The sequence below is a fragment of the Pseudomonas abyssi genome (genome assembly GCF_003444685.1).
In the GTDB taxonomy this organism is placed as follows: Bacteria; Pseudomonadota; Gammaproteobacteria; order Pseudomonadales; family Pseudomonadaceae; genus Halopseudomonas; species Halopseudomonas abyssi.
Map to the genome: position 1 here is coordinate 250,057 of NZ_LMAZ01000001.1, position 24,229 is coordinate 274,285.

A 24,229-nucleotide genomic window follows, 5' to 3' on the forward strand; every position below is an offset into this window, starting at 1 on the left:
TGATTCATGAATGAGAATAACTGGAGTGTAATCAAGTTTGCTCAGGAGCTCCTTTCTTTAGGTGGTGGAGCGGATGCGATTACACCAGCGGCCATCTCTGAGGCGGTCAGCAGGGTTCTGACTATCATGCCGGGGAAGGCCGAAGGCCTAGATGAAGATTTTGTCGTTGAAGAACTGATGAGGCGGTCGAGTGTATGGGTCGGGAACGACAGCTCTATCGTTGACAACGCTGGTCATGAGCCTTGGTTCAGTCCAGAGCTGAAAAAGGACTGGCGCTATTGGCGGCGTTATCGTGAATGGCAGGAGGTGAAACTTCCTTCTGTGGCCGTCGAGGCGCTGGATAAGACCACAGACAATGTTCTTTCCATGCTGGAAGACCCCAAGCGCGAAGGCTATTGGGATCGTCGGGGCATGGTGGTAGGGCATGTGCAGTCAGGGAAAACGGGAAGCTACACCGGGCTAATATGTAAAGCGGCTGATGCGGGATACAAAATAATTATTGTGTTGGCAGGTCTTCACAATAACCTGCGTGCTCAGACCCAGATGCGTTTGGACGAGGGATTTCTCGGATATGAGACAAGTGCGGTAGAGGGTGAGGGGAGCAGGTTGATCGGTGTGGGGAGGATTGACTCTTCTCCCGCTCTCAGGCCGCAATATGTCACAAACCGATCTGAAACGGGCGACTTCAATACAAAGTTTGCCAAGAACCTGGGGGTTTCGCCCGAACAAAGACCCTGGTTGTTTGTGGTCAAGAAAAACAAGACCGTTCTTACGCGCCTGCTGAAATGGATACAAACACACGTGGCGCAATCAATGTCTCCTGATGGGGACAGGCCGCTAGTGACGCACCTTCCGTTGTTAATGATTGATGACGAAGCGGATCATGCTTCGGTGGATACTGGAGAAAGGGTTGTTGATGAAAATGACAATCCCGATCTCGAGCATGAGCCTAAGGCGATAAATAGCTTGATACGGCAGATCCTGCACGCGTTTTCAAGAAAGGCTTACGTGGGCTACACCGCTACGCCATTTGCCAATATCTATATCCATGAGCATGGTGAGACCAACAAGGAGGGGCCAGACCTTTTTCCTGCAGCGTTTATCACCAATATTTCCGCACCCTCCAGTTATGTAGGCCCCTCTCGTGTATTTGGGTTGGCGGCGGAGAGTGGGCGTGTTGGTGCATTGAACCTGGTAAGGCTCGTCGATGATCAGTGCTCAGAGGATGGCAAGCTGGGGTGGATGCCTATTGGTCACAAGAGTTCGCACTCACCCTTGATCGATGGTCGGGATGCAATGCCTGGGTCCTTGGTTGAAGCGGTGCATTCGTTCATCTTGGCCTGCTGTGTTAGAGCTCTGCGTGGTCAGGGTGGTGAGCACATGTCGATGCTTGTACATGTCACGCGTTTTAATGCGGTACAGCAGCATGTGCATAGGCAGGTGGAAAGCTATGTGCACGGCCTGAAACAGCGGATGCGGCGGCGTACGGACTTTGAGGCGTTTCTCGCGGAAATGCGTCATTTGTGGGAACGTGATTTTCTGGCAACCAGCCATGAGATCGGCTTGCAGGATAGTGAGCTGGGTGGGCAAGTCGGCTTTTCTTGGCCGGTGATTGAAGAACTGTTAGTCGATGTCCTTGAGCAAATTGATGTGCGCATGATCAATGGCAAGGCTGGCGATGTTCTTGATTATGCAGACAGCCCCACCGGCCTGAAGGTTATCGCAATCGGTGGGGACAAGCTTGCGCGAGGCTTGACGCTGGAAGGGCTGTGTACCAGCTATTTTCTACGAGCTTCGAAGATGTATGACACGCTCATGCAAATGGGGCGTTGGTTCGGTTACAGGCCCGGGTACCTGGATCTTTGCAGGCTCTACACGACGCAGGATCTGGTCGAGTGGTTTGAGCATATTGCCGACGCAGCGGAGGAGTTGCGCGCGGAGTTTGATTACATGACAGATAGCCGGCTTACACCCCGAGAGTATGGATTGAAGGTGAAGTCGCACCCTGTTCTTCTGGTTACATCCCCTCTCAAGATGCGCACAGCCACGACCCTGCATCTTTCTTTTAGTGGTGACCTTGTTGAGACGGTCAGCTTTTACACCAGTCAGGAGAAGCTACAGGCGAATCTTGATGCGCTCGATTCACTGTGCTGCCGTTTGGGCGGATCTATAGCGATTCCACCTCAAATACGCGCTGGCCGAAAATATAGCTGGAACGGTTTGCAATGGACCAGCGTTGGCTCGCACGAAGTTGTTGAGTTTTTGCGTTCATACCAAGTCCATCCGGATTCTCGCAAGGTGAGAAGTGACTTGCTGGCCAATTTTGTTGAGCAGATGAGCTATTCCGGGGAGCTTACCTCATGGACCGTTGTTGTGCTTGGCGGTGAGGGCGCGCCCACGCCTGTCGGAGATGGTTCTGTAACGCTGATGACGCGCGCCGACAAAGCTGTGGATAACGCTGAAAAATACTCAATTGGTCGGTTGCTCTCACCGAAGGACGAAATGTTGGATCTTGACGAGTCTGGGTGGAACACTGCTCTGGAGATAACTAGGCAAAGGTGGAGAAAAGATCCAGGACGCTCAACTAGAAAGACTCCTCCGGATGAGCCGGCCGGACCTGTGATTCGACTTGTAAAGGGTTTGGGGGCGGACAATGTGGCTCCGCAACCGCAGAAGGGGCTCTTGATGATTTCCTTGCTCGACCCGGAAGCAGCTGGATCTTCAGTGCCAGTAGTCGCATTTGCTATCAGCTTTCCGTCAAGCAAGTCCGGTAAGTCCGTGCCTTACGTAACCAATTCGCTTTGGGAGAGGCAATATGGCGCCAGTGAGTGAGGCCGAGATTCTCAGAGTCTGGCGGGCATTGGCCGGGCACTCAAGCGGTCGTGGTTGGAGAGCTCTTGATCTTGTTGCGGTAGCCACTTCATGCAGAGTGAAGGCAGCCCGACTATCTCCGGGGAATGAGGAAGCGGTTCTTGTGGGGTTCCCGAGTTTGAAGGCTGGTTCTGCAACCAAGCTGCCTCAAGGGCAAGGTTTCAGAATGGAGCGCGCTGCACTTGGCGACGCGGGTGATGGATGGCAATGGTTGGCGTTAATCAGGCAGCCTTCAGGTAGTCTTGAGCTATTCGCGAAAGTCGCGGCCGATGTCGCTGCGGTTCTGCAGTCATCCAGCGATTTACCTGAAGAACATCTTTACCAGCGATTTCTCGGCCGAGTACGGGGCTGGCAGGAGTTTATGCGCCGAGGTCGCGAGGGGCTGACAGAAGAGAAAGAGCTGGGTTTGGTCGGCGAGTTGTCGATCATTCATATGCTGGTTGACTGCAAAGTACCGCTTTTTACAGCCATTGACGGCTGGAAGGGGCCTCACAATGGCCTGCATGACTTTCAGTTGGGCATTGGTAGTCTTGAGGTGAAATCTACTCTTGCAACGGAAGGATTTCCTGTAAGGATTGCCTCCTTGTCGCAGCTTGACGAGACAAATTGCCCCCCGCTGTTCCTGGCAGGACTGCGATTTATTTTGCACGACACAGGACGCACGCTTGCGGAGATGGTTGACGCCACTAGGGAGCGAGTGGCGGTAGATTCGGCTGCAAGCCGTTTGCTGGAACAGGGGCTGCTGAGTGTTGGGTATCTTGATATCCACGCTGAACTCTACACGAGGCGTTTTGCTTTCAACGAGGGGCGTTTTCATTTGGTGGACGCTGCCTACCCGCGATTGGCACCTTTCAATGTTCATCCGGCAATTCGTCGAGCCGCTTATGATCTGGATCTGGCATTGGTCGAAGCAGACAAGTATTCATTGGATGAAGTACTCGAACAGTTGGGAGTCGTTTGATGGAGTTGATTGATTTTTTACTTGAGACCCAGGTAGCTATCAGGGACGAGGTGGAGAAAGACGTTGGGCCCGGAGAGATTCCGGTGCCTCCTGAAGTGATTTTTACCGAACGTCTTATGGCTCACATGGCAGATGAAGGAATAACCTTTGATCCTGTGGTCTGCCACTTCGAGGCAAAGGTTTCCAGTCATAATCTCAAAATAAGTGGGTATGCGGTTTCGGACACAACAGATGAGTCGGGAAACCCGGACCGCTTGGACTTGTTCGTGAGTTTGTACAAGAACGCCTCTGAGTTGGTATCAGTTCCTGACTCCGAGATTCGAACTGCTGCAAAAGAAGGAGTCCAGTTCCTGAGATTCTGCGCGGCAGGTAGGCTTTCGGGAAAAATAGATGAAACCAACGATGTTTACTCGCTTGTCGTGGACGTTGAACGCATCTTCAGCGGGCTCGATAGTATTCGAATCTTTGTGATCACAGACGGGGTTGCAAAAACCCGTAGCTATGAGCCGCTTGATGTCGCGGGCAAGCAAGTCCGCTTGGAAATCATGGATATACAACGACTGTTCAACCACGTACAGCAAGGGCGTCCGAGGGACGAGCTGGTGGTTAACTTCGAGCAGATTTGTGGAACCGCGTTGCCCAGCGTATGGGTTCCGGGTAGTGGAGATGATGAGTATGACTATGCTTTGACAGCTATTCCGGGTGAGGCGCTGAGATTTCTATACGACAAATACGGCCCGCGAATTCTCGAGGCGAATGTGCGGTCTTTTCTTGGCGTCAGCAGCAAGGGCGTTAATAAGGGGATTCGTGATAGCTTGCGGGATCACCCGGATCGATTCATGGCTTACAACAACGGTATTGTTGTAGTTGCGGATGAGGCGAGGCTTGCCAAAGCTACAGATGGCTCAACCGGTGTCTTGTGGTTGCAGGGTATGCAGATTGTAAATGGGGGGCAAACTACCGCATCTATCTATTTCGCCAAGAAGAAACACCCGGAAATTAGCTTGGCCAATGTCCGAGTACCGGCAAAAATCATCGTTCTGCGCTCAGGGCAGGATAACGACGAGGAGCTGATCGCTAACATTTCCAAGTATGCGAACAGTCAGAATGTTGTAAAACAGTCCGACCTGTCAGCGAATAAGCCTTTCCATCGTGAAGTGGAAAAGCTGTCCATGCGTACCTACTGCCCTGATGGCGTTGGTCGGTGGTTCTACGAAAGGTCTGCGGGCAGTTACAAGGTCATGTTGGAAAAAGAGGCCACGACGCCAACCCAGAAGAAAAAATTGCAGCAGGCGATTCCTCCCTATCGAAAATTGACCAAACCGGATTTGGCGAGGTTTATCAATGCTTGGGATCAGAAGCCGCACATTGTCAGCTTGGGTAGCCAGAAAAACTTTCAGGCATTTATGGACGAACTACAGAGCTTGGAAGAGTCGGGGCAGGAGATGACTCCTACCCAAAGCGATTTTAAAAAAATGATTGCAAAGGCGATTTTGTTCAAAGCTGCTCACAAGGTCATTCGGCCCAAGTTTCCAGCCTTTCAGGCAAATATCACGTCATATACCGTATCTGTTCTCGCAATGTTGCTTGGTGAACGCCTCGACCTGAATCGTGTCTGGGATCGTCAGGCTATCTCAACTGAGTTGCAGCAGCAGATCGCCATTTGGGCTGAAGAGGTAAATGAAGCTCTGCACTTTGGAGCCGGGGGACGAATGGTATCCGAATGGGCTAAAAAGCCGGAGTGCTGGATGAGGGTCAAGACAGCTCAGTACTCGCCGCCGCTCCGAGGAATACCTGAAGTGGTGTGAGTTGCATCATCATGGGCTTGTTTTTGACGCTGCAAGGATGTCTCGCATGGCTTTGGCACCAGCGGTATAGGTGAGCGTACCGTGAGTGTTTTCCATCCTTGAGTAAATCTCGCGGAGCTTGTCGCAGGCCTTGGAGTCAAAGAAACGGTCGTTGTTCTTGACGTACACAATGGTGGCAGGATCGTCATCCGGGTGATGGATAAGCCCGCTTTTCGCCATATCTTGCCACCACTTAAACAAGCCTGAGCGAGATGTGTCGTCCCATGAAGGTATTTCGCTGGCCGTGTGCATGCTTGAGTTCCGTCAGTCGATATAGTTTGACTGTATGCGCATACACCAATATTGCAAGCCGGGATCGAGCTTTTTGCTAAGTGATCGCTCTTTCGTTCTAATGGCAGTCCGTTACATTCGGGGAGTGGCGGCGGCGACCGGTAAACAAAAAGCCCGTCTCTGAACCCAGGGGCGGGCTTTTTAACATCGGTCAGCGCTTTTGCCGTTAGCTTGTCGCTTGAGGCTTAAAGCTTGCCGCTCCAGAAGTGGCCGTCAGGCAAACTTCTGGATGTTGGCCATCAGTTCGCGCAGGGCTTCGATGTTATCTTTCGGGTGGACGGCGCCTTCGAAGCTGCACAGCTGTTCGAAGTTGGCTGCAACGTCTTCCGGGGTGAAGCCTTCGTCGGGGTTGAAGCCGATACCCAGGGAGCGCTCCCAGCGTACCTTGCCCATCCAGCCGCCGCCGACTTCGAACAGGCTGCCGGTTTCCTTGCACTCTTCGGAGCACAGGTAGGCGACCAGCGGGCTGACCAGTTCAGGCTTCAGCTTGTCGAATGCGCCTTCCGGGAACAGACCTTCGGTCATGCGAGTGCCGCCAGTCGGGGCGATGGCGTTGACGAAGATGTTGTTCTTGCGGCCTTCGATCGCCAGGGTACGGGTGAAGCCGTACAGGCCCAGCTTGGCCATGCCGTAGTTGGCCTGACCGAAGTTGCCGTAGATGCCGGAGGTGGAGGAGGTGAAGATGATGCGACCGAAGTTGTTGTTCTTCATGTGGTCCCAGGCGGCCTTGGTAGTCTTGTAGGCGCCTTCGACGTGGACTTTGTAGATCAGGTCCCAGTCGGCATCGGTCATCTTGGCGAAGCTCTTGTCGCGCAGGATGCCGGCGTTGTTGACGACGACGTCGATGCGACCGAAGTTGTCCATCGCGCACTCAACGATGCGGTCACCGTTGATGACGTTGTCCGGGTTGGCAATCGCAGTGCCGCCAGCGGCCTTGATTTCTTCGACAACCTTGAGCGCAGCTTCGCTATTGGCGCCTTCGCCGTTGGCGCTGCCGCCCAGGTCGTTGACCACAACTTTGGCGCCGTGCTTGGCAAACAGCAGGGCGTGGGCGCGGCCAATGCCGCCACCGGCACCGGTTACGATGACGACTTTGTCGTCGAAACGGATATCGCTCATGGGTTGTCCCCTAAATTCGTGTACGGATGAAAAAACGCCGATCAGTGTCGAACACTTGTTTGAACATGGCAAGGGGGTGAGGCGGCGGTGAATACTGGCTCATAAATGGCGCGGGCGGCGACGTTGGGGCCGTGCGGGACATATGACCGGCCAGGTGGCAGGCAGTCAGGGCGCAGGGGCGCGGCGGTCGCGCCCGCAATCCGGGTCAGTCCTTGTAATCGGCCTTGTCGAGGCCGTGGCGTTTCATTTTGTCGTACAGCGTCTTGCGGGCCAGGCCGAGCTGCATCATGACCTGCTTGATGCTGCCATTGCAGGCGTTGAGGGCACTGGCGATCAGGCTGCGCTCGTAGGCATCGACCATTTCGGCGAGGGTCTGCTGGCTGCCGGCGGCTGGCAGCTGGGCGCTGTCGGGGTCGTTCAGGGCGGCGGCTCCCATCAGCACATAGCGCTCGGCCATGTTGCGCAGCTCGCGCACGTTGCCGGGCCAGTCATGCTGCATCAGGGCGGCGGCTTGGCTGGCGTCCAGCGGGATGATCTCGCGGTCGTAGCGGGAGGCGGCGATCAGTGCAAAGTGGTGGAATAGCAGCGGTACGTCCTGGCGGCGCTCGCGCAGCGGCGGAATATTGATGCGCAGTACGTTGAGGCGATAGAACAGGTCAGCGCGGAAGTCGCCGGCGTCGCTCAGTGCCTTGAGGTCGGACTTGCTGGCCGCGATCACACGCACATCCACCGGGATCGACTGGTTGCTGCCCAGTCGTTCGATCTTGCGTTCTTCCAGCACACGCAACAGGCGCACCTGCAGGTTCAGCGGCATGCTTTCCAGCTCATCGAGAAACAGGGTGCCTTGATGGGCGTGCTCAAACTTGCCGATGCGGCGCTTGTCGGCCCCGGTGAAGGCGCCGGCCTCGTGGCCGAACAGTTCGCTTTCGATCAGATTCTCCGGCACCGCACCGCAGTTGATGGCGACAAAATTGTGCTCGCTGCGTGGGCTGTTCTCGTGAATGTAGCGGGCAATAGCGTCTTTGCCGGCGCCGGTTTCGCCGTACAGCAGGATGTCGGCAGCGGTGCCCAGCAGAGGGTCGAGCAGTGCCAGCAGGGTCTGCATGCTGCTGGAGCTGCCAAGCAGGCGCGGGCCGGGGCGGGCCAGCACGCGCAGCTGGGCCTTGAGTCGGCGGTTCTCCAGCGCCAGGCGGCGCTTGTCCAACGCGCGCTTGAGAATCTCGATCAGGCCGTCGTGGTGGAAGGGTTTTTCGATAAAGTCATAGGCACCCTGGCGCATGGCGGCCACTGCGGTGCTGATATCGCCCTGGCCGGTCAGGATGATCAGCGGAATGCTGTCATCACAGGCGCGTACCGCTTGCAGTACGGCGAGGCCGTCCATGCCTGGCATGTGATAGTCGCAGAGGATGATGCCGGGGAAGTCGGCGTTCAGCTCGGCCAGCGCACTGGCACCGTCGGCGAAGGCGCGTACCGGCAGGCCTTCCAGCGCCAGGGTCTGGGTGATGGCCTGACGAATGCTGGCGTCGTCGTCGATAAAGAAAATCACGGGCTCGCTCATGGCCTCTCCGCCGGTTGTGCAGTGCTGCGTGTCTGAAAGCGCAGGATGAATTCGGCGCCGCGGGTATCGCGGCGGTTCTGGCCGGTCAGGCTGCCGCCCAGCGCATCCATGATCTGCCGCGAAATTGACAGCCCCAGACCCAGTCCCTGCTTCATCGACTTGGTGGTGTAGAAGGGCTCGAACAGTTGCTCGCTGTCGGCCGGCAGGCCGGGGCCATTGTCGCGTACGTGGCAGGTGACCTGTCCGTCATTGTGGCTGATTTGCAGGCTGATCTCGCCGTTGGGCTGGGCTTCCACGGCGTGCACGGCATTGGCAATCAAGTTGACCAGCACCTGCTCGATACGAATCAGTTCGCCGTGCACGGGCACCGGTTGCTCGGGGCGTTGCCAGTGAATCTGGATGCCCCGGCTACTGTCCTGGGCGCTGATGATCTTGAGGGCGGCGTCGATCGGCTGGCGCAGGTCGACCTGGGAGGGCAGACCGGATGACTTGCGTGCAAAGACTTTGAACTGCCGGGTCAGCTCGGCCATGGTGTCGCACAGATTGACGATCTCGCCTAGATTGGCGGCGACCGTATCTTGCTCGCCGCGTTCCAGAAAGCGCTGGCTGTTGCGCGCATAGGCCTGAATGGCGGTCAGCGGCTGGTTCAATTCGTGGTTGAGGCCGGCGGACATCTGCCCGAGTACAGCCAGCTTGGCCGCCTGGATCAGCTCCTGCTGAGCGGCTTTGAGCTCATTCTCGGCGCGCTCGCGCTCGCTGATTTCCGCCAGCAGCTGACGGTTGGAGGCCTCCAGATCGGCGGTCCGCTCGGTCACCCGTTGCTCCAGCAGCGTGCTGCGCTGGGCCAGCTCGGCCTCGCGGCGGTGACGTTCGCGCAGATACAACCAGGCCAGCAGCATGCCGGCGACCAGCAGACAGCTGACCAGCAGAAACAGGATGCGGGTCCAGAACACCGGCCGGCTGTCGCTCAGCACGCGCAAGGTCCAATCCTCTCTGGGCAGCGGCAGGCTGACGCTGAGGTAGCTGTGCTGGCGTTGTTGCTCGGCGATCATTAGGTACTCGGCGTCGATACCCCAAGGGGTCGGCAGGGTGGTGGTGATCAGCGGAGTAATCGTCTGGCGGTCGTAGCGCTGCTCTTCGACCAGTTGGCGCTGCAGCCAGCTGTCCATGGGCTTGATGCTGCGATACAGCCAGTCGGGGCGGCTGGCGATAAAGCTGACGCCTTGGGCATCGGTGATCAGCATTTCGCTGTTCTGGCCGGCGTCAGGGCGTTGCCACTGTTGTTCCAGTGTCGTGACCTGCACCTTCATGGTAATGACCCCGATGGGCTCGTCGCTGCCGTCACCGGCCATCACCGCCTGGGCAAAGTACAGGCCGCGGACCCGCGAGGTAGTGCCCAGGGCAAAGTAGAACGCCGGCGCGCCGGGGTCCGCCATGGCGCGGCGAAAGTAGGGGCGAAAGGCGAAGTTGCGGCCAATGAAGCTGGCGCTTTGCTGATAGTTGCTGGCGGCGATGGTGTGGCCGCTGGCGTCCATCAGGTAGACATCCGAGCTGGCCACGATGGTCGCCATGGTCTGCATGATGCTGTTGGCGGCGTCGATATGCTGCGCCTGCTCGGGACTGTTCAGGGCCTGGCGCAGCTGTGGGTGTTGGGCGGCCAGGGCCACAATGGGTTCGTAGCGCTTGATCTCGTTGCTGATCAGCTGGCTGTAGCGGAAGGCCTCATCGCGTCCGTGCTGCTCCAGTTGGCGATAGCCAAAATGACCGCCAAGCTGCCATGCCAGCAGGGCGATCAGACTGAAACACAGGGCGATGGGCAGGTTTTTTTTCATGGTGTGGTGTTCGTGGGCTCCACGCGAGCGTAGCCCCAGCCAGCAGGCCGGACAACCCGCAATGTGCAGGTTGTCCGGTTTTGGCTCAGGCGGCAGGGGCCAGCTGACGCGCGCCGAGTTTCTTTTGCAGACCGGCGGCGAGCACGGCTATGGCGATGCCGACCAGGTCGGTCAGGCCGCCGCCTTCGATCATCAGGAAGGCCGCCGCGATCAGCAGGCTACGGACCAGCCAGTTGGTGCGCAGATTCATAAACCAGCCTTGTACGCCGGCAGACAGCAGGTAGACGCCGGCGCTGGCGGTAATCAGCGCTTGGGCAATGGCCGGGATACTGTCGTTCATCAGCAGCGCGCCGTTGTAGAAGAACATGAACGGCACGATGAACGCGGCCAGACCGATCTTGAACGAGGCCATTGAGGTCTGCATCGGGTTGGCACCGGAGATGCCGGCCGCTGCGAATGAGGCCAGAGCCACCGGTGGGGTGATGGCCGAGACCACCGCGAAGTAGAACACGAAGAAGTGTGCGGTCAGCGGGTCGATGCCGAGCTGGATCAGGCCGGGCGCGACCACCGAGGCGGCGACCGCGTAGGCGGCGGTGGTGGGCATGCCCATGCCCAGCACGATGGAGATCAGCATGGCGAACACCAGTGCCAGCAGCTGGCTGGCATCGGCCACGCCCAGCAGCATCGAGGAGAAGCGCGCGCCCACACCGGTCAGCGCGATGACGCCAACGATCACGCCGGCGCAGGCGCAGACCACGATGATCTGGATCGACATGATACCCGCCAGCTCCAGCGCCTTGAGCATGCCGCGCAGGCCCATCTTGTTGGGCGACAGCCAGCTGACTACGGCGGCAGCAACAGTCGCCAGGGTGCCGGCACGGATCACCGAGTAACCGACAAACAGGGCGACCACCAGAATCAGGATGGGTACGAACAGGTAGACCTGACGCAGCAGGGCCTTGAGCTGCGGCAGCTCTTCCTTGCGCATGCCACGCATACCGGTCTTGGCGGCTTCCAGGTCAACCATGAAGTACACCGAGGCGAAATACAGAATCGCCGGGATGACCGCCGCAATGGCGATCTCGGTGTAGGGGATGCCGGTGATCTCGGCCATGATGAAGGCACCTGCGCCCATGATCGGCGGCATGATCTGCCCACCGGTGGAGGCAGCGGCTTCCACCGCGCCGGCGGTCTTCTTGCTGTAGCCGACCTTCTTCATCAGCGGGATGGTCAGCGAGCCGGTGGAGACCACGTTACCGGCGCTGGTGCCGTTGATCATGCCCATCAGGCCGGAGGCGAAGATCGACACCTTGGCCGGGCCGCCGCGCGAACGGCCGGCGCAGGCAAAGGCGAAGTTGACGAAGTAGTCGCCGACCTTCGATGCCTGCAGGAAGGCGGCGAAGATGATGAACAGGATGATGTAGGTCGAGGACACAGCGGTGGTCGGGCCCAGTACGCCGATGTCGGTGTAGACCTGGCTGAAGAAGCGCTGAATGCTCAGCCCCGGGTAGCCCAGAAAGCTTGGCAGGTGCGGGCCGGCAAACACGTAGGCGACGAACAGCAGGGCAATCACCACCAGTGCCAGACCGGCGACGCGGCGGGTCATTTCCATGATCAGCGCGGTGCCGGCAACAGCAGCGAAGCTCATGCCGATCGGCGCAAACGGGGTGCCGGTGCTCATGCGCAGCGGAGAGTTGAAGATCACCAGGAAGTAACCGGCGCTGGCCAGCGAGCAGACAATCAGCACCAGGTCAGGCAGGTTGAAGCCGCTGCGCTGCTGGCGTTGCAGCCAGCTCAGCACGATACCCACGCCGGTGGCCGCCAGCAGCGGCCAGCCGTAGTGCAGCGTCTCGATCTCAACCGGTACGCGCATGGCGCCGCCTTTGAGCAACTGGTACATCGAGACGGTTTGCCACAGGGCATAGCCAGCGGGCAGCAGCGCGGTAGCAGCGGCGACGTTGAGCCAGCGGTGCATGGCGCTGGGGGCGTCGGCAAAGCCGCGACCGGAGAACAGCAGGTAACCCAGAATCAGCGCGCCGCAAACGTGAACGATGCGATAGCTCCAGGTCTCCATCGGCGACACGTTCAACACATACAGATGGAAAGCCGAATAGGCGATGGCGAGCAGCGCCATGCCATGCATACGCCAGCCCTGATACAGGCGGCGGTTGCCTTCGACGGGTTCGTCATCCACGCCTTCTGCCATGACCGGGTCGGTGGGGGCGAGGGTGGCCTGCGGATCGTCCGCATGGGGTTGGGTAAGCTGAGTCATGGTGCACCTGCGTGGGAGCGGGCTACCCGGCGCGTGCCGGGCAGCAGTGGACAGGGAAAGAAGCGGTTACTTGACCAGTGCCGGGTCCAGCTCGTAGCCGTTCTCGGCAAACCAGCGCGCCGCGCCCGGGTGCCACGGGATAAAGGTGTTCTTGTCGCGGTTTTCCGGAATGCTGGTCACCGCTGACTGGTGGATGGAGACCATGCGCGGGTTGTTTTCCATGGTCAGGCGGGTGACTTCGTAGATGAAGCTCTCCGGCAGGTCACAGTTGGCAACCGCGAAGTTCCACATGGCGACGGCGCGGACATCGCCTTCAACGGTGTTGTAGGTACCGGCCGGAATGATGAACTCGGACACCGGATAAGCGGCCACCAGCTTGTCGGCTTCTTCCTGGGTGAAGGACAGCACGTTGACGGAGGTTTGTACTTCCAGCTGGCTGATGGTCGGGATCGGCACGCCGGCGGCGAAGCCGACCATGTCGAGCAGGCCATCCTGCATCTGACCTCCCAGGTCGGCCCAGCTGCCGTTGCGCGGCTCGAACTGTACGCCGAGGGTGCGCAGCATGTCCGGGAAGTAGCTGTCAGAGGTAGAACCGGATGGGCCGAAGCCGATACGCGTGCCTGCCGGGATGGCACTCACGCTGGTGATGCCGGAGCTGCCTAGGGCGGCCATGGAGAAGGGCGTTTCGTACATCGGGAACATGGCGCAGGTGTTATCCAGCGGCATGCCCGGAGCCAGTGGGCTTTTGCCTTCGATCGCGTCGCGGGCCGGGCCCATGGTGGTGAAACCGAACGCCAGATCGCCGGTGTGAACCAGTGCCATGTTCTGTACCGGGCCGCCGGTCACTTCTGCGCCGCCGGACACCCCGGTCTGCTCGGCAATGAAGTTAGCCCAGCCTGAACCGTAGGCGAAATAGGTGCCGCCCTGGCTGGCAGTGCCGACGGTGAAGCTGGAAGGCCAGCCGGCGCGGTCCTGGGCAAAGGCAAATGAAGTGGACAGCAGGGCAGTGGCAGACAGGCCGGCAACGGCCAGGGTGCGTAAGGTTTTCATGGCATAACTCCGGTTCTTGTGTTTGTTGTTGGCCCGAGGGGTGGGCAATCACACATAGACCAAGGCAAGCCTTGTGCCACAGGAAGGAAGCTGCTGTTTTTTAAGGGTTTTGTATTTTGTGGGCGGGTGTGTTGGGTGGATTCTCACCCCGATTTTTGAGGGGGATGGGTGGGAAATGACCCATTGCCGCCGGGTAGCCCGGCGGCAATGGCAGAGGAGATCAGACGGTCAGATAACGCTGGATCAGATCGTCGTTCAGCTCATCCATCGGGCCGTTGGCGACCATGCGCCCGCGTTCCATGATGAAGAAGCTTTCCGCGGCTCGGCGGGCGAACGGCAGCTTCTGTTCGACCAGCAGCACGGTCAGCCCCAGCTCGGTGTTGAGCTTGCGGATCACGTCGCTGATGTCGCGCACGATGTTGGGCTGAATGCCCTCGGTCGGCTCATCGAGAATCAGCAGCTTGGGGTCGAGCACCAGCGCGCGGCCAATCGCCAGTTGCTGCTGCTGACCGCCGGACAGATCGCCGCCGCGGCGGTGTTTCATTTCCTTGAGCACCGGGAACAGCTCGTAAATGTGCGGTGGAATCTGCCGGGCGCGGTCCGGGCGGGCGCCGAGGGAGATTTTCAGGTTCTCTTCCACCGTCAGCAGCGGAAATATCTCGCGCCCCTGCGGCACGTAACCGATCCCGGAGCGGGCGCGGTTTTCGGTCGAGAGCTTGGTGATGTCGCGGCCCATCAGGCTGATCTGTCCGCTTTTCACCGGCAGCAGGCCGGTGATGCATTTGAGCAGGGTGGTCTTGCCCACGCCGTTGCGGCCGAGCAGGCAGCTGCAGCTGCCTTCTTTCAGCTCGAGGTCGAGATCCCAGAGGATGTGACTCTGGTTGTAGAACTGGTTGATACCTTGAATGCTGAGCATGGTCATTCCCCCAAGTAGACTTCGACCACACGCGGGTCATTCTGCACCTGATCCATGGTGCCTTCGGCCAGCACCGAGCCCTGGTGCAGCACGGTGACCTTGCGGGCGATGGAGCGCACGAACGCCATGTCGTGCTCGACCACGATGACCGAGTGACGGCCGGCCAGCGAGGTCAGCAGTTCGGCGGTGTGTTCGACTTCTTCACCGGTCATGCCGGCGACCGGTTCATCAACCAGCAGCACGCGCGGGTTCTGCATCAGCAACATGCCGATCTCCAGCCACTGCTTCTGGCCGTGAGACAGGGCGCCGGCTTCCATGCGGAACTGCTCCTTCAGGCCGATCAGCTTGAGCACCTCGTCGATGCGGTCCAGCTGTTCGCCGGTCAGGCTTTTATTCAGCGTGTACCAGACGTGCTTGTTGGAGGCGGTGGCCAGTTCCAGATTCTCGAACACCGAGAGCGCCTCGAAGATGGTCGGCTTCTGGAACTTGCGGCCGATACCGCCACGGGCGATCTCGTGCTCGGACAGTTTAAGGAGGTTCATGCGCTGGCCGAACCAGACGCTGCCGGTGTCCGGGCGGGTCTTGCCGGTGATGACGTCCATCATGGTGGTCTTGCCGGCACCGTTGGGGCCGATGATGCAGCGCAGCTCACCGTCATCGATGTACAGGTTGAGATTGTTCAGCGCCTTGAAACCGTCAAAGCTGACGCTGACGTCTTCCACGTAGAGGATCGGGCCGTGGGTGGTGTCGACCTTGGTGGAGAAGTCCGGCGCGGGCTGGACGAAGTCGAAGACCTGATCGCGGCGCCAGGTTTCGCGCAGTTGTTCAAGCGGGTTCATTGTTTGTCTCCCTTGCGGCTGAAGCGGTCGAACAGGCCCACGATGCCCTTGGGCAGCAGCAGGGTTACCAGTACGAACAGACCGCCGAGGATGAACAGCCAGGTTTCCGGTGAAAAGGTGGTGAAGAAGGTCTTGGCGTAGTTGACGCTGAACGCACCGACGATGGCGCCGAACAGGGTGCCACGGCCGCCGGTTGCGACCCAGACCACCATTTCGATGGAGTTGAGCGGGGAGAATTCGCCCGGGTTGATGATGCCGACCTGCGGCACATAGAGTGCGCCGGCCACCGCCGCCAGCATGGCGGAGAAGACGAACAGCCAGAGCTTGTAGCTTTCGACCTGATAGCCGCTGAAGCGGGTGCGACTTTCGGCATCACGGATGGCGATGATCACCCGACCCATGCGGGAGGTAACGATGTAGCGGCAGGCCATGTAGCCGAGGATTAGGGCAATCGAGGACGCCACGAACAGCCCGACGCGGGTGGTCTTGGCCGCCAGATCAAAGCCGAGGATTTCCTTGAAGTCGTTCAGGCCGTTGTTGCCGCCAAAGCCCATCTCGTTGCGGAAGAAGGCGAGCATCAGCGCGTAGGTCAGCGCCTGGGTGATGATGGCGAAGTAGACGCCGGTCACCCGTGAACGGAACGCCAGCCAGCCGAACACCAGAGCCAGCAGGCCCGGCACCAGCAGCACCATCAGCATGGCGAACCAGAACATGTCGAAGCCCTGCCAGTACCAGGGCAGCTTGTCCCAGTTGAGCACCACCATGAAGTCCATCAGCTCGGGGTGGCCGTAGACACCACGGTCGCCGATCTGGCGCATCAGGTACATGCCCATGGCGTAACCTCCCAGGCTGAAGAAGGCGCCGTGGCCGAGCGACAGGATGCCGGCGTAGCCCCAGATCAGATCGACCGACAGGGCCAGCAGGGCAAAGCACAGGAACTTGCCGAGCAGGCCGACGGTAAAGTTGGAAACGTACAGCGGTGAGTCGGTCGGCACCGCCAGGTTGAGAATCGGCACGATGATGGTGGTGAGCAGTACCAGGCCCAGCACCAGCATTCCGCCCCGATCACTGAATAACAGTCGTTGGGTAAGCATACTTCCCTCGTTCAATTCGGTTGGAAAAGAAACAGCAGCGGCGATCAGTCAGCCGCGGCCCGTCCTTTCTGCGGGAAGAGTCCCTTGGGTTTCTTCTGGATAAACAGGATCAGCATGATCAGCACCAGCACCTTGGCGAGCATGGCGCCGGCCCAGGGCTCGAGGAAGTTGTTGATCAGACCCAGGCTCATGGCGCTGACCAGCGTGCCCCAGAGGTTACCTACGCCGCCGAATACCACCACCATGAACGAGTCGATGATGTAGGCCTGGCCGAGGTTGGGGCCGACGTTGGTGATCTGCGACAGGGCAACACCTGCTACCCCGGCGATGCCGGAACCCAGGCCGAAGGTCAGGGCGTCGATCCAGTTGGAGCGCACGCCCACGGCGCGGGCCATGGCGCGGTTCTGCGAGACGGCGCGGACCTTGAGGCCGAGGCTGGTGCGCTTCATCACCAGCATCAGCGCGAAGAACACCGCCAGCCCGAACAGCAGGATGTACAGACGGGTATAGGTGATCGACAGCACCGGGTTGATGCTCAGGGTGCCGCTGATCCACTCGGGTGAGGTAACCGAACGGTTGAGCGGGCTGAACAGGGTGCGCACCGCCTGCTGCAGCACCAGGCTCAGGCCGAAGGTCGCCAGCAGGGTTTCCAGCGGACGGCCGTAGAGGAAGCGAATCACGCCGCGTTCGATGGCGATGCCGACCAGCGCGGTGATCAGAAACGCTGCCGGAATGGCGATCAAAAGGCTCCACTCGATCAGATCCGGGAACAGCACCTGAATGCCCCAGGTGGTGTAGGCGCCGATCATGATCAGTTCGCCGTGGGCCATGTTGATCACGCCCATCACGCCAAAGGTGATGGCCAGGCCGATGGCGGCCAGCAGCAGGATGGAGCCCAGGCTGAGGCCGAAGAACACGTTTTCGATAAAGCGGTAGAAACTGATGCGGCCCTGAATGGACTCGATCGCCTTGGCAGCGGCGGCGCGCAGTGTTGCGTCTTCATCGTTCTCGGCGACGCTGCGCAGGGCGTTGCGGGCTTCCTGTTCCAGCGAGCCGCTGAGGGTGTCGATGGCGGCCATGCGTTGATCGCGGTCACCGGTTTGCAGGTCAAACAGGGCCAGCGCCGCGTCGATCGCGTCGTTCACGCGGCCGGACTCCTCGCTTGGCTGGTGTTGGTGCAGCAGGGCGGCGGTCTCGCCATCCACGCCGTCACGGATAAAACGCTGCACGGCGGCGTAGCGCTTGTCGCTATCGGGGTGGCTGAGGTTGAGCTGCGCGACCATGCCGCGTAGCTGCGTACGCAGGCTGTTGTTGACCGGGATGCGGCGCAGGCCGCTGGTGCCGGTGAGGTCACTGCCGTCCAGAGCATCGGTCAGGGTGTCGCCGTTGCGGATGGCAACGACCGGGGGATTGTCCTTGTTGGCCAGCAGATCGCCGGCTATCAGGGCGGCAAGAATGTCAGCCAGGCGTTCGTCCTGCTGGCTGGCGAGTTGTTCAACGGTGGTGGCGCGTTGGCGCAGGTTGCCGCTGGGCAACTGGCGTACCAACTCGTCAAAGGTGGGCTGTGCGGGCGTGGCCTCAGGGGCTTCCTGGGCGCTGGTGTGCAGGGGCAGGCTGCACAGACACAGCAGCAGCAAACGGGTAAGCCATTGCTGTACGGCATGCCGGGGTGTCAGACGGCAGATCGGGATCATGGTCATGTCCTGATTGGATATCGGGTGGAACAGCTCAACGGGGCGTCGTTGCGCCCCGTCGGCAGAGGCGGGCGGTTAGCTGCCCGCCAGGTGGACTGCTTATTCGGCGGTGGTGCCGACGCAGCTCTTGGTCTGGGTGTTGTAGTTGCCGCAGCTGATCGGCGCGGTCCAGTCGGAGATCAGGTCCTTGCTGCCTTCCAGGTAGTCGGACCAGGCATCGCCGGGTACCAGCTCTTCGGTGCTGGACACGGTCAGGAACTGGCCGTCGTCCTGGATTTCACCGATCAGCACCGGCTTGGTGATGTGGTGGTTGGGCAGCATGGTGCTGGTACCGCCGGTCAGGTTGGGGACTTCTACGCCAACCATGGCGTCGATGACCTTGTCGGTATCGGTGGTGCCGGCTGCTTCAACGGCTTTGACCCACATGTTGAAGCCGATGTAGTGGGCTTCCATCGGGTCATTGGTGACGCGCTTGGTGTCGCCGATGTAGTCGTGCCAGGCCTTGATGAAGGCTTCGTTTTCCGGGGTCTCTTCGCTCATGAAGTAGTTCCAGGCAGCCATGTGGCCGACCAGCGGAGCGGTGTCGATACCGGACAGCTCTTCCTCACCCACGGAGAAGGCAACAACCGGGATGTCCTCGGCGGATACGCCCTGGTTACCCAGCTCGCGGTAGAAAGGCACGTTGGCGTCACCGTTGATGGTGGACACCACCGCGGTCTTCTTGCCGGCGCTGCCGAAGCGTTTGATCTCGGCAACGATGTTCTGCCAGTCAGCATGGCCGAACGGGGTGTAGTTGATCATGATGTCTTCTTCAGCTACGCCGTTGGCCTTCAGATAGGCTTCCAGAATGCGGTTGGTGGTGCGCGGATAGACGTAGTCGGTACCGGCCAGCACCCAGCGCTCGATACCCAGTTCGTCTTTCAGGTAGTCAACCGCCGGAATGGCTTGCTGGTTCGGCGCAGCGCCGGTGTAGAACACGTTGCGCGAAGACTCTTCACCTTCGTACTGCACCGGGTAGAACAGGATGCCGTTCAGCTCTTCAACCACCGGCAATACGGATTTGCGCGAGACGGAGGTCCAGCAACCGAAGATGGCATCGACGCCGTGTTGCTCCAGCAGTTCACGGGTGCGTTCGGCGAACAGCGGCCAGTTGGAAGCAGGGTCTACAACGACTGGCTCAAGCTGCTTGCCAAGCAGGCCGCCTTTTTTGTTCTGCTCTTCGATCAGCATCAGCATGGTGTCTTTGAGCGTGGTTTCCGAGATAGCCATGGTGCCGGACAGCGAATGCAGTACGCCGACCTTGATGGTGTCCTCGGCCTGGGCGCTCATTGCCCCGAGGGCCATGCCACAGGCAACGCCCAGCGCGCCGACCTGTTTGACGATCTTCTTCAGAGTCATGTTCCTTTCCTTCTCTGTTGTTGTCTGGAGTGTCGGCAGGTGTTTCGCCGCCTGCAGACCCAAGAGCAGGGAACGTGCCAATGTTTGACAATGACTGACAATGTCAGCTGCAGAGCGCGTTTCAGCGGGGTTGGCAGTGGTTGTGGCGAGAGCCGGAGGAGGGGCTTCCCTGAAATGGTGCGCACTTTTTTGGTGCTATGCCCTGACGTGGTGCGAGGTCGTCAGCTGGGCGTTTGATTGTCATTTGTATATGATGCGCATTCTTGTTTGCGGGGAGGGGGCAGCATGCCGGCGCCGTTGGGACACATTCTGATTGTTGAAGACGACCGGCAGCTGAGTGGGCAGCTGGGGCAACTGCTGGAACACACCGGCTACGCCGTGCAGTGTTGCGATGACGGCAGCGCCGGCCTGGAGCTGGCGCTGCGCGAGCAGCACGACCTGTTGTTGCTGGACGTCAAGCTGCCCGGCCTGAACGGCTTCAGCCTGCTCAAACGGCTGCGTCAGCACAGTCGCATGCCGGTCATCATGGTCACCGCCTCCAACGCCGAAGAAGAGCGCATTCGCGGCCTGCGACACGGCGCTGACGATTATCTGGCCAAGCCCTACAGTCTGGAAGAGCTGCAGTTGCGCATTGATGCGGTGCTGCGTCGTGTGCGCCCGGTTGGTGCGCGGCAGGCCGAGCCGGAGCAGCTGACGGTTGGCTCGTTGCGGCTGGATCGCGCGCAGCAATGGGCCGAGGCGGGCGATATGCGCCTTGATCTCACGCCTCTGCAGTTTCGTCTGCTCTGGCAGCTGGTCGCCCAGCGCGGCGAGGTCCTCTCCAAGCCTTACCTTTACCGTGTGGTGCTGGATCGCGAGTTCAGCCGCTACGACCGCAGCCTGGACATGCACATCAGCCGTATCCGGCGGCGTCTGATTGATGCCGGCCTGGGCGATGTGCTGCAGACCCAGCATGGCAGGGGGTACCTGTTCGCATGAATCGGCGGTTGTGGTGGAAGCTGTGCCTGACCCTGGTGGTGGGCATGCTGGTGCTGTTCTGGTCGATCTCGCAGCTGGCGCTGCAAACGGAAGAGGCGATGAGCTTTATCGATGAGGACCACCAGCAAACCCTGCGCAGTTACGCCGCTCAGGCTGAGGCGCTGCACAACGCCGGGGACGAGCAGGCCTTGGCGCGCTGGCTGCAGACGGTGCAGCAGCAGGAGAACACCTGGGCCGGTGTGGTACGCACGCAACTGACACCGCTGGGCGGCACCGTCGTACCTGCTGGCTATGATGACGGCATCGCGCTGGGGCGCGATCTGTCATGGAAGATTCACCTCTACTTTGCCGAAAACCCGGTGATGGATGTGCCCTTTGCCGATGGGCATACGCGCTTTCTGATCAAGTTGCCGCAGCGTATGCGCCCCGGCAATTACTGGACCCACTCGCGTGTGCTGTTGCAGGTGGTGTTGCCCTTCACCGTGCTGCTGATCATCTGTCTGCTGCTCTACCGGCACCTGATGCATCCGCTACGCAGGCTGGAGCTGGCGACCCGACGTTTTCGCGATGGTGACTACAGCGCCCGGGTGGGCGATCAGCTGCGTGGGCGCAAAGACGAACTGGCGGGGCTGGCCAAGGTCTTCGATGCCATGGCGGAGCGTACCGAGGAGCTGATCCTGCACCAGCGTCAGCGGCTGGCAGACATGTCCCATGAACTACGTACGCCGCTGACCCGCATCGAGATGGCGGTCAGCCTGGCGCGGCAGCAGGGCGGTGATGCCCTGCTGCTCGAGCGCATTCACGCCGAATGCAACGGCATGCGCCAGCTGGTGGAGGATGCCCTGACCTTGAGCTGGATCGAGCAGGAAGCACCGGTCTTACGCGATGAGTCGCTGGATCTGACCGAATTGCTCGATAGTCTGATTGACGACGCCCGCTTTGAATTTGCCGACCGCCAGCTGCAGGTGTCCCTGCCGGCGGTTGCACCGCTGACACGCAGCAGCCATCGCGCGCTTGGGCAAGCCATTGAAAACGTGCTGCGCAACGCGCTGGACCATACGCCGGTCGACGGCGTGGTCCAGCTGACGCTGGCTGAGGCAGCAGACGAATGGCTGCTGAGCATCAGTGATCAGGGCAAGGGGGTACCTGAGCCTCTGCTGGAGGCCATCTTTCAGCCCTTCTTCCGCGCCCCGCAAGCGGTGGCGGGAGCGGCCGAGCGCGCTGGTTTTGGCCTGGGGCTGGCGCTGGCCCGGCGACAGATCATCGCCACCGGCGGCAGTATCCGCGCCTGTCCTGCGGCGGGTGGTGGCTTGTGCATGGAAATTCGTCTGCCGAAGGCGTAACAAATGTAAAAGCGGTTTGATTTACGTCTCTGCTAAACAAGAATGGCACCCAAATAAGAATTTATGCCAACAACTACGCAGAGGATGCAGTATGCACCGTTACCCTACAGCCGGTCGCGCCGGCTTGCCTTTCCGGCTTTGTACTCTGGCCCTCGCGCTGGCAGCGGCCAGCGCCCAGGCTGACGAGCCGGCAGAGCTGCCCACCCTGGAGATTACCGGCCAGCACATTCAGGAAGCTGACGTGACCAGCGAGACGCTGGAGCATTATCAGGCCACCGACCTGGAAGACGTGTTTGCGTCCGAGCCGGAAGTCAGCGTCGGCGGCGGCCACAGCGTGGCGCAGAAGCTGTATCTGCGCGGCCTTGAAGACACCATGGTGAATATCAGTATTGATGGCGCCCAGCAGGTCGGTCAGACCTTTCACCACACCGGGCGGATCAATGTCGAGCCTGAGCTGCTGAAGGCAGTCGACGTCAAGGCAGGCACGCCCGATGCCTTGGCAGGCCCCGGTGCGCTGGGTGGTGCCATCCGCTTCGAAACCAAGGACCCGGAAGACCTGCTGCGTCCGGGCGAGTCTGCTGGCGCGCTGCTCAAAACCACCTACTTCAGCAATGCCGAAGGTTTCAAGGGTAACGGCACCCTGTTTGGTCGTCTCAACGATGCCTGGTCCGGCATGCTGATGGCCACCTACCAAGACCTGGATGATTACGAAGACGGCAATGGCGACACTGTTCCCGCCACTGGCGCCCGTCAGTCACTTGGCTTTGGCAAGGTGGTGGGGCACCTGACCGAGGCCCAGACCCTTCGTCTGAGCTATGAGCGTCGCGAAGATACCGGGCTGCGCAACCAGCGCCCGCAATGGCAGGCCAGCAGCTGGAACCCGAGCTACCCGCTGGAAAACCTTCGTGAAACCTGGAATGTCGGCTATGAACTGGCCCCCAGCGACAATCCGCTGCTGCACCTGGAGGTGTCGGCCTATCACACCGAGAACCAGCTGGAGCAGAACGTCATCGGCCGCTGGGGCATTTATCGCGCGCAAACCCAGTCCTGGGGTGGTGATGTGCGTAACACCAGTCGCCTGGGTGGCCATGAGCTGACTTATGGCGTCGACTACCGTCGTGACAGCCTGACTGCCGGGCCTGGCAGCGATCCGGATGCGAATGAGCAGGAGGGCAAGGTTTACGGTGTCTTCGTGCAGGATTACTGGAGTCTGGGTGAGCGCTGGCTGCTGGGCCTGGGCGGACGTTACGATCGCTACCAGCTCGATGGCAATCTGGGTGAGCGTTATCGCGAAAGCGGCTTCAGCCCCAACGCCAGCCTGCGCTTTCAGGCCACCGACGACCTGGCGCTATGGGTCTCCCACGCGCGTGCTTTCCGCGGGCCGCAGATTCGTGACGGCTTCAAGGTCGACATTGCGCCGCTGGACCCGGCCCTCAAGCCCGAGAAGGCCCGCAGCAACGAGGTCGGCTTCGACTACATCAGTGGCGGCTGGTTGCTGTCCGGTAAGTACTACCGTTCGACGATTCAGGACGCCATCGGCGATCCGGAGCCGCGTCCACGTATCTATGAAAACGCGGGTGATCTGGAGTCCAGGGGCTACCTGCTGGAAACCGCCTATCGCTGGAGCCAGCTTAGCGTCGGCATGAGCTACCACCATAACGACACTGACCTGAACGACGGCTACGACCTGAACATGTGGCAGCACAATGGCCTGGGCACCACCCTTGGTGACACCTGGACCCTGAGCGCTGACTATCGCTTCAGCGAGTCGCTGGAAATGGGCTGGCAGGGCCGCTTTGTCGAGCGCGTCTCGATGGATACGCTGGTGGGTGAAGTCGACAAGCCCGGCTATGGCGTGCAAGACCTCTACGCCAACTGGATGGTCCTCGATGACGAACGCCTGACCCTGTCGCTGACGGTCAAGAACCTGTTCGACAAGCAGTATCTGGATCACGCCAGCAATGGCGACTTTGAGGCTATTCCCGGCTATGAAGGCGTGATTGGCGCTTACGAGCCAGGCCGTGAAATTCGTCTGGGCATGGCGATGCGGTTTTAAGCGTTTCACTTGAGCTGCGGCCCATAAAAAACGGCCAACCCTCGCGGGTTGGCCGTTTTTTTAGGTTTCGGGCTGAATGCTCAGATGATGGCGTGGGCACGGAAATTAGT

General features: G+C 59.9%; 17 protein-coding genes. 6 read left to right on the plus strand and 11 right to left on the minus strand.

The genetic code is table 11. The features are described from left to right. Positions 1-6 precede the first annotated feature (6 nt). The 3 genes from ASB58_RS01260 to ASB58_RS01270 are packed head-to-tail and all read left to right on the plus strand — an operon-like array spanning position 7 to position 5,640. Positions 7-2,832 (plus strand): Z1 domain-containing protein, encoded by a 2,826-nt coding sequence (locus ASB58_RS01260; protein WP_118129077.1) that lies wholly within the window; start codon positions 7-9, stop codon positions 2,830-2,832. Further along, positions 2,816-3,832: a PD-(D/E)XK motif protein gene (locus ASB58_RS01265; protein WP_118129078.1), complete on the plus strand. Its 1,017-nt coding sequence runs from the start codon at positions 2,816-2,818 to the stop codon at positions 3,830-3,832. The genes ASB58_RS01260 and ASB58_RS01265 overlap by 17 nt, the downstream gene beginning before the upstream one ends. Next, positions 3,832-5,640, plus strand: a complete 1,809-nt coding sequence (locus ASB58_RS01270) for an AIPR family protein (RefSeq protein ID WP_118129079.1) — start codon at positions 3,832-3,834, stop codon at positions 5,638-5,640. Before ASB58_RS01265 ends, ASB58_RS01270 begins: the two co-directional genes overlap by 1 nt. Before the next feature lie 9 nt (positions 5,641-5,649). Here the strand turns inward: ASB58_RS01270 and ASB58_RS01275 are convergent, their stop codons facing one another. The 11 genes from ASB58_RS01275 to urtA all read right to left on the minus strand — a co-directional run bounded on the left by ASB58_RS01275 (position 5,650) and on the right by urtA (position 19,688). Continuing rightward, positions 5,650-5,931 (minus strand): hypothetical protein, encoded by a 282-nt coding sequence (locus ASB58_RS01275; protein ID WP_118129080.1) that lies wholly within the window; start codon positions 5,929-5,931, stop codon positions 5,650-5,652. A gap of 252 nt (positions 5,932-6,183) precedes the next feature. Beyond that, positions 6,184-7,089, minus strand: a complete 906-nt coding sequence (locus ASB58_RS01280) for an SDR family oxidoreductase (protein ID WP_118129081.1) — start codon at positions 7,087-7,089, stop codon at positions 6,184-6,186. Positions 7,090-7,294: 205 nt separating this feature from the next. Then, a complete protein-coding gene (locus ASB58_RS01285) occupies positions 7,295-8,647 on the minus strand; it encodes a sigma-54-dependent transcriptional regulator (RefSeq protein ID WP_118129082.1) in 1,353 nt (450 codons plus the stop codon). Next, positions 8,644-10,479 (minus strand): sensor histidine kinase, encoded by a 1,836-nt coding sequence (locus tag ASB58_RS01290; protein WP_118129083.1) that lies wholly within the window; start codon positions 10,477-10,479, stop codon positions 8,644-8,646. Before ASB58_RS01290 ends, ASB58_RS01285 begins: the two co-directional genes overlap by 4 nt. Positions 10,480-10,564: 85 nt before the next feature. Next, a complete protein-coding gene (locus ASB58_RS01295; RefSeq protein WP_118129084.1) occupies positions 10,565-12,751 on the minus strand; it encodes a TRAP transporter permease in 2,187 nt (728 codons plus the stop codon). A 66-nt stretch (positions 12,752-12,817) separates the two neighbouring features. After that, on the minus strand, positions 12,818-13,801 hold the full coding sequence (locus tag ASB58_RS01300; protein ID WP_118129085.1) for a TAXI family TRAP transporter solute-binding subunit: 984 nt from the start codon (positions 13,799-13,801) through the stop codon (positions 12,818-12,820). A 220-nt stretch (positions 13,802-14,021) separates the two neighbouring features. Further along, entirely contained in the window at positions 14,022-14,717 is a 696-nt protein-coding gene (gene urtE, locus ASB58_RS01305) for an urea ABC transporter ATP-binding subunit UrtE (RefSeq protein WP_118129086.1), read from the minus strand. Between the two features lie 2 nt (positions 14,718-14,719). Next, a complete protein-coding gene (gene urtD / locus ASB58_RS01310; RefSeq protein WP_096003906.1) occupies positions 14,720-15,556 on the minus strand; it encodes an urea ABC transporter ATP-binding protein UrtD in 837 nt (278 codons plus the stop codon). Next, positions 15,553-16,665 carry an urea ABC transporter permease subunit UrtC gene (urtC, locus tag ASB58_RS01315; protein WP_407920645.1) on the minus strand — a complete coding sequence of 371 codons (1,113 nt, stop codon included), beginning with the start codon at positions 16,663-16,665 and terminating at the stop codon, positions 15,553-15,555. Before urtC ends, urtD begins: the two co-directional genes overlap by 4 nt. 29 nt (positions 16,666-16,694) lie before the next feature. Next, the gene (gene urtB, locus ASB58_RS01320) at positions 16,695-18,344 is read right to left on the minus strand and encodes an urea ABC transporter permease subunit UrtB (RefSeq protein ID WP_118129088.1); all 1,650 of its coding nucleotides are present in this window, start codon (positions 18,342-18,344) and stop codon (positions 16,695-16,697) included. A 99-nt stretch (positions 18,345-18,443) separates the two neighbouring features. Continuing rightward, the gene (gene urtA, locus ASB58_RS01325) at positions 18,444-19,688 is read right to left on the minus strand and encodes an urea ABC transporter substrate-binding protein (protein ID WP_407920664.1); all 1,245 of its coding nucleotides are present in this window, start codon (positions 19,686-19,688) and stop codon (positions 18,444-18,446) included. 339 nt (positions 19,689-20,027) lie between these two features. On the opposite strand from urtA, the gene ASB58_RS01330 reads away from it, so the two are divergent. The 3 genes from ASB58_RS01330 to ASB58_RS01340 all read left to right on the plus strand — a co-directional run bounded on the left by ASB58_RS01330 (position 20,028) and on the right by ASB58_RS01340 (position 24,119). Further along, a complete protein-coding gene (locus ASB58_RS01330; RefSeq protein WP_118129089.1) occupies positions 20,028-20,720 on the plus strand; it encodes a response regulator transcription factor in 693 nt (230 codons plus the stop codon). Next, positions 20,717-22,063, plus strand: coding sequence for a sensor histidine kinase (locus ASB58_RS01335; RefSeq protein ID WP_118129090.1), 1,347 nt, complete (start codon positions 20,717-20,719; stop codon positions 22,061-22,063). Before ASB58_RS01330 ends, ASB58_RS01335 begins: the two co-directional genes overlap by 4 nt. A 91-nt stretch (positions 22,064-22,154) precedes the next feature. Beyond that, the gene (locus tag ASB58_RS01340) at positions 22,155-24,119 is read left to right on the plus strand and encodes a TonB-dependent receptor domain-containing protein (RefSeq protein WP_118129091.1); all 1,965 of its coding nucleotides are present in this window, start codon (positions 22,155-22,157) and stop codon (positions 24,117-24,119) included. Positions 24,120-24,229 lie beyond the last annotated feature (110 nt).

Bases quoted from the DNA above. Each gene is read 5' to 3' on its own strand.
- ASB58_RS01290 (WP_118129083.1), bottom strand. From the start codon at position 10,479: ATGAAAAAAAACCTGCCCATCGCCCTGTGTTTCAGTCTGATCGCCCTG.
- ASB58_RS01275 (WP_118129080.1), bottom strand. From the start codon at position 5,931: ATGCACACGGCCAGCGAAATACCTTCATGGGACGACACATCTCGCTCA.
- ASB58_RS01300 (WP_118129085.1), bottom strand. From the start codon at position 13,801: ATGAAAACCTTACGCACCCTGGCCGTTGCCGGCCTGTCTGCCACTGCC.
- ASB58_RS01285 (WP_118129082.1), bottom strand. From the start codon at position 8,647: ATGAGCGAGCCCGTGATTTTCTTTATCGACGACGACGCCAGCATTCGT.
- ASB58_RS01270 (WP_118129079.1), top strand. From the start codon at position 3,832: ATGGAGTTGATTGATTTTTTACTTGAGACCCAGGTAGCTATCAGGGAC.
- ASB58_RS01280 (WP_118129081.1), bottom strand. From the start codon at position 7,089: ATGAGCGATATCCGTTTCGACGACAAAGTCGTCATCGTAACCGGTGCC.
- urtE (WP_118129086.1), bottom strand. From the start codon at position 14,717: ATGCTCAGCATTCAAGGTATCAACCAGTTCTACAACCAGAGTCACATC.
- ASB58_RS01335 (WP_118129090.1), top strand. From the start codon at position 20,717: ATGAATCGGCGGTTGTGGTGGAAGCTGTGCCTGACCCTGGTGGTGGGC.
- urtD (WP_096003906.1), bottom strand. From the start codon at position 15,556: ATGAACCCGCTTGAACAACTGCGCGAAACCTGGCGCCGCGATCAGGTC.
- ASB58_RS01265 (WP_118129078.1), top strand. From the start codon at position 2,816: ATGGCGCCAGTGAGTGAGGCCGAGATTCTCAGAGTCTGGCGGGCATTG.
- ASB58_RS01330 (WP_118129089.1), top strand. From the start codon at position 20,028: ATGCCGGCGCCGTTGGGACACATTCTGATTGTTGAAGACGACCGGCAG.
- urtA (WP_407920664.1), bottom strand. From the start codon at position 19,688: ATGGCCCTCGGGGCAATGAGCGCCCAGGCCGAGGACACCATCAAGGTC.
- ASB58_RS01295 (WP_118129084.1), bottom strand. From the start codon at position 12,751: ATGACTCAGCTTACCCAACCCCATGCGGACGATCCGCAGGCCACCCTC.
- ASB58_RS01340 (WP_118129091.1), top strand. From the start codon at position 22,155: ATGCACCGTTACCCTACAGCCGGTCGCGCCGGCTTGCCTTTCCGGCTT.
- ASB58_RS01260 (WP_118129077.1), top strand. From the start codon at position 7: ATGAATGAGAATAACTGGAGTGTAATCAAGTTTGCTCAGGAGCTCCTT.
- urtB (WP_118129088.1), bottom strand. From the start codon at position 18,344: ATGATCCCGATCTGCCGTCTGACACCCCGGCATGCCGTACAGCAATGG.